The sequence below is a fragment of the Neobacillus drentensis genome (genome assembly GCF_036965645.1).
GTDB classification, from domain to species: Bacteria; Bacillota; Bacilli; order Bacillales; family Cytobacillaceae; genus Neobacillus; species Neobacillus drentensis_D.
Genome location: NZ_JBALPZ010000128.1, coordinates 35,117 through 47,118 on the forward strand (window position 1 = coordinate 35,117; position 12,002 = coordinate 47,118).

The 12,002-nt window shown below is 39.7% G+C and carries 7 protein-coding genes; all 7 read right to left on the bottom strand.

Features of this window, described 5'->3' with window-relative positions; genetic code table 11:
- Window positions 1-25: 25 nt before the first annotated feature.
- The 7 genes from V7266_RS22515 to V7266_RS22545 all read right to left on the bottom strand — a co-directional run bounded on the left by V7266_RS22515 (window position 26) and on the right by V7266_RS22545 (window position 11,976).
- Window positions 26-1,609, bottom strand: coding sequence for a glycoside hydrolase family 43 protein (locus V7266_RS22515; protein ID WP_335471195.1), 1,584 nt, complete (start codon window positions 1,607-1,609; stop codon window positions 26-28).
- A gap of 193 nt (window positions 1,610-1,802) precedes the next feature.
- Window positions 1,803-2,681 carry a glycoside hydrolase family 43 protein gene (locus V7266_RS22520; protein ID WP_335471197.1) on the bottom strand — a complete coding sequence of 293 codons (879 nt, stop codon included), beginning with the start codon at window positions 2,679-2,681 and terminating at the stop codon, window positions 1,803-1,805.
- Window positions 2,682-2,731: 50 nt separating this feature from the next.
- On the bottom strand, window positions 2,732-5,575 hold the full coding sequence (locus tag V7266_RS22525; protein WP_335471199.1) for a glycoside hydrolase family 78 protein: 2,844 nt from the start codon (window positions 5,573-5,575) through the stop codon (window positions 2,732-2,734).
- 211 nt (window positions 5,576-5,786) lie between these two features.
- Window positions 5,787-7,511 (bottom strand): glycoside hydrolase family 3 protein, encoded by a 1,725-nt coding sequence (locus tag V7266_RS22530; protein ID WP_335471201.1) that lies wholly within the window; start codon window positions 7,509-7,511, stop codon window positions 5,787-5,789.
- Between the two features lie 5 nt (window positions 7,512-7,516).
- Complete coding sequence (gene pgmB, locus V7266_RS22535; protein WP_335471203.1) at window positions 7,517-8,179, bottom strand: beta-phosphoglucomutase; 663 nt, start codon at window positions 8,177-8,179, stop codon at window positions 7,517-7,519.
- 368 nt (window positions 8,180-8,547) lie between these two features.
- A complete protein-coding gene (locus V7266_RS22540; RefSeq protein ID WP_335471205.1) occupies window positions 8,548-10,002 on the bottom strand; it encodes a glycoside hydrolase family 1 protein in 1,455 nt (484 codons plus the stop codon).
- Window positions 10,003-10,068: 66 nt separating this feature from the next.
- On the bottom strand, window positions 10,069-11,976 hold the full coding sequence (locus tag V7266_RS22545) for a beta-glucoside-specific PTS transporter subunit IIABC (protein WP_335471208.1): 1,908 nt from the start codon (window positions 11,974-11,976) through the stop codon (window positions 10,069-10,071).
- Window positions 11,977-12,002: the final 26 nt, after the last annotated feature.

Here is a 12,002-nt window from a genome sequence, read left to right on the forward strand (position 1 = left end):
AACAAGGCCTGAAACAATGTACTATTTACTTCACTTCTGAAGCTATTAAAGCAGCAAACAAATCTGTCTCTGAATCCTCACCTGGTAGATAGTTGAAATAATCGAAATGTGCCGGCGCTGTGGATGGCTTACCATTACCCGTCGCATACATTCCAAAAAACAACCCGGTAAAACCTCCTGCCACTTCAGTAGCAAGCAAAGCACTTTCTCCTTTACCTAAAGTAATTTTTTCTCCACTTGGGGAAGTAAATGAAAAAGTAAAACTAAAATCATCGGCTTTTATTCCGAGAATAATCGTAGGCTCGTTATATTCCACTTCTGCCTCAACCTTCCTCAGGCTGCCGATTTGGCGGCGGAATAGAATAAGAGACTTTCCTTCTTTTAACGTTCTTGCTACTTCATAATGATAATTCTCGTTCATAAAAACAGTTAGTCCGGCTTCTTCTCCCTCCTCATTTGGGATAAAATCCATAAGGGCCGAAATCTCACAGTTGAGATGCTGCTGCCTGCGGCCAACAAATGCTGGAGACTCCGGATCATTCAAGGTACAAGATTGACCATGGAGTGTTAACCAACCAGATCGTTCTGTTAAGGACCAAGAGCCAGCAGCCGGATTTCGGTAAAAATTCCAATCCGCCGAAAGGGAAGCGCTATCAAAATTATCCTTCTCTTGCCATTGCTGAGGTTGATTTAATGAAAGGGAATCAGCTTCATTTTCCACTTCTGCTCGGCCTTGATCTCCAATAACCGGCCATCCTTCCTCTGTCCATTGGACTGAAGCAAGATTGGTTTCTCGCCCTAGGTGGTGGCGTTTTGGATAACCAACTGGTCTAATGCCTAGAAACACAGACCACCAGCTGCCATCGATTGCCTGAACCAAATCGGCATGCCCGGTGGCTTGGATTGGTTTATCTGTACTACGGTTTGACAAGATCGGGTTATTGGGGTTGCTCTCAAAAGGCCCGTAAGGACTTCTGCTTCTTGCGATCGTTACCATATGGCCATATTCTGTACCGCCCTCCGCAATCATAAGGTAATACCATCCATTTATTTTATATAGATGCGGACCTTCCGGGGAACTGCCACCTGTTCCTTTCCAAAGTAACTGACGCTCAGTTTGCAGCGTTCCGGATTCAATATCGAGCTCAGCTTGATAGATTCCCGCCGGTTCAGCACTTCCAAAAGCACTTGTTCCACTTATATAAACCTTTCCATCATCATCGAAGAACAAGGATGGATCAATCCCTCCCCATCCCTCAATGAATATTGGTTCGGACCAAGGACCCTCTGGATGTTCAGCATATACATAGAAATTCTTAGTTGTTGAGATATTGGTTGTAATCACATAAAAACGTCCATTATGAAAACGGATTGTGGGGGCGAATATTCCTTGTGAAGGCCCCGATCTATGAATACGGGTAAGCGGCAGCTGACTTTCGCGTGTCAATACATGACCAATTTGCTTCCAATTCACTAAATCTTTACTATGAAAAATCGGTATTCCGGGAAAATATTCAAAGGAACTGGTAACTAAATAATAATCTTTTCCCACCCTGCAAACACTTGGATCCGGATGAAATCCGCTTATGACTGGATTAGTATATTTCATGTTAATGTCACGTCCGTTCTTTTTAGATTTGAAATCCTATTTTTAATAGTCTTTTCTACTTTAAAGATAGAATATATGAAAGCCCTTTCCCACTGTAAATACGACTAATTATTTTCAAATTTCCGACTTTTTGTTAACTTTAAATGGCTCAAATGGCCAAAAGCCAAACACTTGTTGTGTTTGGCTTATTACTCTATAACAACAAAACATCATTTGCTTCTTTGACCTTTTTAAACTGTGGTCTTTCCTTATATAAATCATTTGGGTAATGTAGGGCGTACATCCATTCTTTTGTTTTAGTTTGGAACAGCATTCCGTGCCCGCCGTTTTCACCGTAAAGCGGCGTCTCCAAGTGATGCCATGTCCCGTCGATTTCTCCATTATCTGAATAGGCAATTCCAACCGAATATCCTTTTGCTCCCCAACTAGACCAGAGCATAAGTAACTTCCCAGAATTCGTCCGATACATACATGGACCATCAACAAAATAAACATCCCCATCCATTCCGAATTCCTTTTTTGCAAAGGGAATGGGAACGGACCATGGTGCTGCTGAAGCTTCAAATAGCATTCTTGGTTCCCCTACAGGGGTTCGTAAATCCTGAGATAGTTCAATCGCATGCATTTCACCATTCGGATTATCCTCGAATGAGTGCCCAAAAATCATATATGGCTTGTCGTCATCACTAAAATATAGGGTTCCGTCCAGACAATTCCAGTTTTTTGGTGTAACTGGACCATCACTATGAGGCCTAAAGGGTCCGGTTGGTGAATCAGCTATCAATATTTGGGTTCCCAAATTTCTAACTGCTGATCTAAAAGAAGCTACTAAATAAAACGAGCCCTTATAATAGTAGCATTCAGGTGCCCAATAGCATCTGTCAGCCCAGAAGTCCCCATAATTGTGGAAAATTTCTATCGGACCTTTCCAGTCTTCTAAGTTTTCGCTTACATAGCAGTCAAAGCCATCTGCAAGCCCCCAAGTGGTGGCACTCCTTGTCCCATAAAGATAGTACTTTTCCTCATGATATAAAATGTATGGATCCCGAATATTTATATCACTAGTTTTCATCCATCATTTCTCCTGTCTCGTCCTTTTTATGAATGACTATCAATTATAGATTATTGAACCATCACTTTTATTTTGTTTAGCTTTACATCTAACTCGTCGAGAACTTCTGCTGAAATTGGCAAGAACGGCATATGGGACAATTCCCTTAGAGATTGATGGCCTATATTGGAAATCATTTCCTGAGGAAATGCTGCAACTTGAGGTACTGAATCTGCCAATACAATTTTCACTTTATCATTTCCAAGCAATTCACTTAATGGCATTTGTGTACTGTAGTATTTTAAATAGTCAGCCTCCGGTGTATAGAAAAATTCCCAGGTTCCACTGTTTAGTTCAACATGCACCTGTTTATCGGATTGACTAGCACTAACTTCTACTTCGTTTAAAGACCTTCCATTTAGAAGGATGTTTTCTAGCCTCGCATCAGGTAATTCAACTGTAGCCGTAGTATTAAAAGGAATAACAAATTTAAAATTCAACTGTCCGTCTTCATTTAGTTCCCACTGACTTTCGTATAAACCTGCTGATGAATCCAGTGTTGCCTTTGCATACTTTAATCGGTAATCAGGCTGTGGCGCTAATCTTACATGTCTAAAGCCTGGCTGATCTTCAACAGGGTTGATTCCTGCCACGTTTCGATACATCCATTCCACAATCGAACCATATGCATAGTGATTTAATGAGTTCATGTCGGTTCCACTAATCTTGCCGTCCGGTAATACAGAGTTCCAACGTTCCCAAATGGTTGTTGCTCCCATTGTTACGGCGTATAACCAGCTTGGATAATCCTTATTTAAGAGAAGTGTATAAGCTAAATCATTGTTTCCGTTCTCTGACAACACTCTGCAGAGGTAAGGTGTTCCCACAAATCCTGTCTTTAAATGGTTCTTATCCTTTTTCAATCTTTGACGTAAATCATTAGCTAATCTTTCACTATGTGCTTCTGGAACAAGATCCATAAATAAGGCAACAACAAATGCTGTTTGATTATTCAGGGCGAGACGTCCTGTAGAAGTAAAGTATTCTGCTTGGATTGCAGCTCTTACTTCATTTGATAACTGTTCGTACTCCTCGGCAATTCCCTCCTTGCCTAGTACCTTTGCTGCCTTTGCCACCAGCATAGCCGAATAGTAATAATAAGCTGATGAAATAAAAGCTGTTTCTGTTCCACCCATTGGAGAATTGGGATCATCCCCATCCAATGCCAGCCAGTCACCAAAATGGAAGCCTGTTGTCCAAAGCCTTTTAGCAACAGAAGCTTCGTCTGCCCTTTTAATAAAATCAACCCAGCCCTTCATACTATCGAATTGCTGTTCAAGGATCGCTTTATCACCATAGTGAAGATAGACATTCCACGGGATGACAGTAGCTGCCTCTCCCCATGCACTTGAACCGCCGCCTTTAACTGTTGCCATTGGGACTACCATTGGAACCATCCCATCTAATGTTGATTGTTCCTGAGCAAGGTCATAACCGTATTTACTAAAGAAAGCGTAGGTATCCATATTGAAGGCAGCTGTTCCTGAAAAGACTTGAGCGTCGCCAGTCCAGCCCATCCGTTCATCACGCTGAGGGCAATCTGTTGGTACATCTAAGAAATTCCCTTTTTGCCCCCATAAAGCGTTCAAGAATAATCGATTAACCAATGGATTACTAGTTTCAAAACTTCCCGTTTGATCCATATCCGAATACAAGACACATCCTGTGAAATCATCCTTATTTACTTCCCCGTTCCAACCGGATACTTTCACATATCTAAATCCATAATAAGTAAAATGCGGCCTTACCGTTGATTCTTCTCCATTGGAGATATACCTGAACTCTGCCTTTGCCGTCCGCAGATTGTCCTGATAAAAATTCCCTTCCTGCAGTAGTTCCCCATACTGTAAAACAATTTCAGAACCCTTTGGAGCTTTGGTTTTAAATTGAACCCAGCCAACCATATTCTGGCCCATGTCCAAAACCGTTTCTCCAGCTGGAGTTTTGATCACGTCAATCGGCTTTAACTCTTCCTTCACTACTACCGGCAGGCTCAATCTTGCCTTTAGTCTGTCGTATCCTGGGTCAAGCATCTTAACATTGTACGATGTACCATCAGTAAAGGTTGTATCGTAAATCTCACCATCATATAAACCACTAAATAGAATATTGCTCTTTCTGGCTTTCCATGATTCATCCGAATGAATGACGGTCGTTGTTCCATCTGCATGGTTTATAACAATTTCACATAGAAGGGCAAATTGATCACCATAAACTTCCGTTTCTCCGCCTTCAAAACCAAAGCGGCCCTTGTATAATCCATTTCCAAGACTAACTTCAACTGAGTTTTGTCCCGTTCTAACTAGATCAGTAATATCATAGGTCTGGTATTGCAGCCATTTGTCATAGGCATTGAAATTTGGAGCCAGGTATTCATCCCCAGCCTTTTCACCGTTAATCTCCATTTCATATAAACCTAAGCCACATACATAGGCACGGGCAGAAACAACTTCCTTTGACAGTTCAAAATTCCTGTTTAAAACAGGGTGTATTTCCTTATCAAGTTCTGGTGTAATCCACTTTGCCTCCCAAGGTTCTGCCATTTTGGCCGTTTCAAACCAAGCGGTGTCACTAGCGGCCACATCCCCATTATCCGCCCAAACCGTCACTCGCCAAAAGTAGCGCGTACAGGGCTCCAATTGAATAGGAAGTTCAAAAGCAAGACTATCAATCTCCGGACTCTTTCCACTATCAAATACTATAACTGCAAATTTTTCATCAAGGGCAACCTCAATTTGCGCAGCTGTTTGTTTTTTAGCGGTTGTGTCATTAGTGACAAAAGATAAACGCGGCTTTCCTAAATCAAATCCCAGTGGGTTTGTAATACGGTTTGTTTTCAAATTTTTTATTTTCATGTTTTCATTTTCCTCTCAATAGGTAGTCACAAAACATGTAACTATTTAAAAGATTAAACTGATATTTCCATAAATTTATTTTAGCAAACGCTTTTATATTATTTAATATTGAAAAGAAAGATTAACATTGCTCAAATCAAAGATAAAGGGAGTTAGGAAACCAATTAAGAGGAGCAGCACTCCATTTTGAAAATGGAGTGCTTTCTCTTAATTAAAATCTAGTATCCCATTTCCCACAGAACGGATCTACTGGACTCTTCCCTTTAAATTCAGACTTACCTAAAATTTTGTCCATAATTGCTTCAACCACAAATTCATTAGATGAATAAGCATTGATATAGGTCCTCACCATTGGAACGTCCTGAAGGTGGTACGGGTTTGCAACCGATATAAATAATGTAGGAATATCTTTTACAAACCATGGAGCATTGGCATTCAAAGGCTGCTGCCAATTAATTCTAACCGTTGTTTGGTTACTTGCTGTTTCAAGATTCGCAACATAGATGATAAGATCATATTTCTCTTTAAAATCGTTCACACTCATAAACAACTCTTGAAAATTAACTTGCTTATCATTATAAAGTTCTATTTGGAATCCAGCATATTCAAGAGAGTCGATGAACGGCTGGGTGACAGAACCGCCTTCCTTTAGGCCTCCTTCATGATCACCTAATACATACAGACGAACCCTCTTATACTTTTCAGCATTTATAGGGAGTAGTTTTTGTGTATCCTTTACTAATGTAATGGATTGGTCTGCACATTCTCTTGCCCAATCCTTATGTTCTTCGCACTGTAAGACCGATAATCCCGCTTCCCCGGGTACTAAAGTGCCCATTTCCTTTTGTACATGCAGACCTAGTGATGCTTTAAGAGCAAGTACTCTAGTAACAGCTTCATCTACTCTTTCTAAAGTTAGAATACCTGTTTCAATCCCTTTTAACATAAACTCATAATCTTCTTTTATATTACGGTTAAAGAGGAACATATCACAGCCTGAAGCAATTGCCTTAGGTACAGCAATCTCTCTTCTTTCTGAAGTAGTGAACCCTAACATAGGGGATGCATCAGTCACAATTAAACCATTAAAACCTAGATTTCCTCTTAATAGACCATTGAGTAATTCTGGTGCAAGTGTGGCCGGCATGATTTGTTCATCCTTAATACCTGGCATTAGTTTTCTCGAATACTCTGGGAGAATGATATGTCCTGCCATTATCGATTTAGATCCACTGTCAATCATCTCTTTATAGACCATCCCAAAGGTTTGATCCCAGTCCTCAGTAGATAAGCTGTTTACGGATGCTAAGAGATGCTGGTCTCTGTCATCTACTCCATCCCCTGGGAAGTGCTTGACTGCCGCTGCAAGTCCGCTTTCATGAATTCCCTCCATAAAAGCTTTAGACATTTGAGCAACTCTGATCGGGTCAGACCCATATGTTCTTACATTTGTGATTGGATTTCGATAGTTCATATCTATATCAACAATCGGTGCAAAAGCCCAGTTACACCCAGCTGCCCGTCCTTCACGGCCAGCAACTAATCCTAATTTATAGGCCATATCTTCATTGTCGGTTGCGGCCACCTGCATTTGTTTTCCGAAATAGGTGCCATCTGTAGCAATGCCATTTCCGCCAGCTTCTAAGTTAGCAGAGATCAATAAAGGAACTGGAGAAAGCTCTTGTAACAACCGGTGTGTTTCCTGTATTTTTGCGCCTGTATCCGGCCGGTACATGATGCCCCCAGGATGATAATTCGCAATAAATGGTTCTAACTCTTCTTTATTGCCTGAACCGCCAATCGGACAAAATAATTGTCCCACCTTTTCATGTAAACTCATCGATTGCAGAGTTTCTTCCACCCACTCGATATCTTTATCACTTAGGAAGAAGGGTTTATTTTTTAAATGGGCTAGACTCTCATTAAGTTTTAACATGGTTTTCAACTCCTAATCTGATTAACTTCTAATAGCTGGTTTATATCTAAATTGGTTAAATCTTGAAATTTCATATCTGCATTTAAACAATTAGCTGCGGAACCTATACCGACCGCCTTCATCCCAGCAGCCTTTGCCGCATCAATTCCCGCTTGGGCATCTTCAATAACAGCACACTCTTCAGGTTCCAAGCCGAGCATTTTTGCTGCTAGTAAAAATACCTCTGGATCTGGCTTACTTTTTTTAATACTGTTTCCATCTGCAATCGCATCAAAATTAGCTGCCAATCCAATTTGATCTAAAATAAAGGGAGTATTTCTGCTTGAAGAACCGATAGCGATTTTTATATCCCTACCTTTTAAACCTATTAAGAGATTGATAACGCCTGGTAAAATATCGTTGGGTGATAACTTGTTAAGCAGTTCACAATAGATCTCATTTTTCCTCTGTGCAAGAAGAAGTTTCTCCTTTTCACTGTAAGCTTTATCCGAATGACTCAGAATAATATCGAGACTTTCCATTCTGCTTACACCGCGAAGTTTTTCATTTATTTCTCTATCAAAATATATATTTTCTTGATCACTGATTTGTTTCCATGCTTGGTAATGATATTCGTCAGTTGAAACAATCACACCATCTAAATCAAAAATGACTGCTGATATTTTCATATGTTCCCATCCTTATACCAATAGTAAGCGATGTTGCAACTAATTGCGGCACCACCTGAAAGCGTTTCCTATTACTATTACTATTATTATGATATAAAAAACAGCCTTAAATCGCTTTCCCCTTTTTGGCTGAAAACAGGACGATATTTGTTCTAATTTTTATTTCAATATGTTCGTAGATTAACAGAGAATGAAAAAAAGAGCCCTTAATAATAAGAGCTCCAGTCAACTACACATTGCATATAGTCATCTTTAATAATTCAATCCCACCTGTAAACAACCAATTATCGGACCTTTTCCTTTTGCGGCCTCATGTCTTGCTGCCATCATCCATTTTTATAAATAGATTAACCATATTATTTTAATAGTTAAAGCTTCTCTCCATCAGTGGCTATAACATCTTTGTACCAATGGAAAGATTTTTTCGGTGTCCGTTTTAATGTACCATTACCATAATCATCTTGATCTACATAGATAAACCCATAGCGTTTAGACATTTCTGAAGTACCAGCACTGATTAAATCAATACATCCCCAAGTGGTGTATCCAATTAGGTCTACTCCATCCTGAATGGCAGCTCCCATGGCTTTTATATGCTCACGTAGATAATCAATTCGGTAATCATCTTGAATTGAACCATCTTCTTCTACCTTGTCATACGCACCTAAGCCATTTTCTACAATAAATAAAGGCACTTGATAGCGGTCATACAATTTCTTCAATGTGATTCTTAGGCCTGTAGGGTCAATTTGCCAGCCCCAATCAGATGTTTCTAAATAAGGGTTCAAAATTCCACTCGAAAAGTTCCCTTTTTGTTTCAATTTTTCAGGATCACCGCTCGCCACCATTGTCATATAGTAGCTAAATGATAGGAAGTCAACTGGGTGTTGCAGCAAGATTTCTTCATCACCAGGTAACATCTCAATTTGGATGTTATTTTTCTCAAAATAACTTAACATATGGCTTGGATAATAGCCTCGAACCTGTACATCTGTGAAGAATAGATTCTTTTGGTCTTCTTCCAATGCGACTAGTACATCGGCTGGATTACATGTTTCTGGATATACTTCCATCCGAGCCAACATACAGCCGATTTGCGAACCAGGAATGATTTCATGGCAAGCCTTAACTGCTCTTGCACTAGCTACAAATTGATGGTGAAGCGCTTGATAAACGGCCTGTTCCTTATGCTCCACACGATCAACTAGAATACCTGAACCGATATACGGAGAAAATTGCGAGATATTGATTTCATTAAATGTAAGCCAATACTTCACTTTATCTTTGTAACGATTAAATACGGTTTCCGCATAATTTACAAAGAACTCAACTACGCGACGGTCCGTCCAGCCGTTGTATTTTTGAACCAAGTTTAGAGGAATTTCATAGTGTGATAAAGTGACCAAAGGCTCGATACCATATTTTTGCAATTCATTAAATACTTTATCATAGAATGCTAGACCTTCTTCATTAGGCGTTAACTCATCGCCATTTGGAAAAATACGAGGCCAAGAAATAGACATACGGAAGACTTTAAAGCCCATTTCCGCAAACAAAGCGATATCTTCCTGATAACGGTGGTAAAAATCAATTCCGCGTCGCTTCGGAAAATTTTCTCCATCCTGTAAGGATAATAATTCTTTTAATTCTTTTTCGCTTCTGACATCCATCTCGATATCGTTTCCGCGTTCCTCTTTTGGCACAAATTTGACCATATCGAAAATCGATAATCCTTTGCCGCCTTCATTATACGCACCTTCTAATTGGTTTGCAGCGGTTGCTCCGCCCCATAAAAAGTTTTTAGGAAATTTAAAATTTGCCATTATTTTTACCTCCAAGTAATGTATAGGATTTATGGTTCCGGCTTTGAGACCGAAACCATATTTTTATTAATTAAGCACTAATATTCTCTCATTTGTATTAACTCGACCTGTTTTTACCACATTAACTTCTTTATAATCAGGAGTGTTTGTAACAACAACCGGTGTAACAACTTGATAGCCAGCTGCTTTAATCGCTTCAACATCAAACTCCACCAATAAATCTCCTGCTTTTACTACATCGTCTTGTTTTACATGAGCAGTAAAGTACTTTCCGTCTAATTCTACTGTATCCATGCCCACGTGAATAAGGATTTGAGCACCGTCTTCAGCTGTAAGACCGATCGCATGCTTGGTTTTAAACAAGGTAGTTACTGCACCATTCACAGGAGCAAATACTTTTCCTTCGGATGGGTTAATCGCTACGCCTTTACCCATGGCTTCACTTGCAAATACTTGGTCTTTTACTTCAGATAAAGGAACAATTTGACCTCTAATAGGGCTTACAACTCCTACCGGACCATCTGCTTTTTTCACTTCTACTTTTTTCACTTCTACTTTTGTTTCTTCTTTTTGAGCAGTGTCTTTGAAGCCAAAAAGATAAGTTAAGACAAATCCTACTACGAAAGATACTAAAATCGCAATCATAGCACCCCAGAATGCTGTATCAAGTCCTGCACCTGGTTTGATAAAACTTGGAATTGCGAAAATTCCCATTCCACCAAACATCCATAATTTACTTGCAAAAGCACCGATAATTCCGCCACCAATTCCACCAGCGATACAACTCATAATAAAAGGCTTTTTAAGCGGTAATGTAATACCGTAAATCGCTGGTTCTGTCACACCGAAAATACCTGAAATGAAAGCTGGGATGCTTAGAGATTTCAACTTCTTGTTTTTTGTCTTTAACATAACACCTAAAACAGCACCAGTTTGAGCAAAAGATACGAAAGTGACTGTAGCTAAAACTGGGTCGTAATGCATAGATGTAATGTTGTTCATTGCAATTGGAACAAGTCCCCAGTGAAGACCGAACATAACGAACACTTGCCAGAAACCACCAAGGATTAAACCAGCCACAATTGGACTTAATTGATAAATCCAAATGGTTGCCGCACCTAGTAAACTACCAGCCCATGTTGCAATTGGTCCGATGACTAGGAAGGTTACTGGAACCATAACCATGATCGTTAAGAATGGAACTAGGAATGCTTTTACTACATCAGGAACCACTTTCTTGAATCCTTTTTCTACCTTTACTGCAAAAAATGCTGACAAGACAATTGGAATAACACTTGATGCATAACTCATTAAGATAACTGGAATTCCTAAGAATGTGATATGAATATCAGACTGGAATAACGTTCCTTTAAATAAGGTATAAAGGGGTTTTCCTGCTGACAACGCTGTTAGCCCTGGATGAACAAGTGCTGCGGCGATTGCCATACCGACAAACGGGGTTCCACCAAATTTTTTCATGGCTGTGTAACCTAGGAAAATTGGTAAGAAGTTAAACAATCCATCTCCTGCAATATTTAGCAAGTTATAAGTTCCCGATGTTGCTTCTACCCAATGTAAGGCTAAAATCAATGCAGCGAAACCTTTTAGCATACCGGTTGCAGCAAGTACGCCCAAGATTGGGGTGAAAACTCCTGAAATCATGTCGATGAATTTAGCACCTAATCCTACTTTTTCATCATTATTTGAAGCGCTTTCACTCACTCCGCTAAGACCTCCAACTTCTAATACTGCAGCATAAACATCTGGTACGTGATTTCCGATAACGACCTGGTATTGTCCGCCACTTTTCATGACCGTAACAACACCATCTAGATTTTTAATTTCCTCTGTTTTCGCCTTGCCTTCGTCTTTCAATTTGAAACGAAGTCTTGTAACACAGTGGAAAACACTGTTGATATTTTCTTTTCCGCCAACTAATTCAAGTATGTCTTTAGCTAACTTTTCATACTTCATGTTCGTAACCTCCATTAATATAAAAT

What these genes read in the sequence shown, in the direction of transcription:
- V7266_RS22515 (WP_335471195.1), bottom strand. Translation starts at nt 1,609, where the DNA reads ATGAAATATACTAATCCAGTCATAAGCGGATTTCATCCGGATCCAAGT.
- V7266_RS22520 (WP_335471197.1), bottom strand. Translation starts at nt 2,681, where the DNA reads ATGAAAACTAGTGATATAAATATTCGGGATCCATACATTTTATATCAT.
- V7266_RS22525 (WP_335471199.1), bottom strand. Translation starts at nt 5,575, where the DNA reads ATGAAAATAAAAAATTTGAAAACAAACCGTATTACAAACCCACTGGGA.
- V7266_RS22530 (WP_335471201.1), bottom strand. Translation starts at nt 7,511, where the DNA reads ATGTTAAAACTTAATGAGAGTCTAGCCCATTTAAAAAATAAACCCTTC.
- pgmB (WP_335471203.1), bottom strand. Translation starts at nt 8,179, where the DNA reads ATGAAAATATCAGCAGTCATTTTTGATTTAGATGGTGTGATTGTTTCA.
- V7266_RS22540 (WP_335471205.1), bottom strand. Translation starts at nt 10,002, where the DNA reads ATGGCAAATTTTAAATTTCCTAAAAACTTTTTATGGGGCGGAGCAACC.
- V7266_RS22545 (WP_335471208.1), bottom strand. Translation starts at nt 11,976, where the DNA reads ATGAAGTATGAAAAGTTAGCTAAAGACATACTTGAATTAGTTGGCGGA.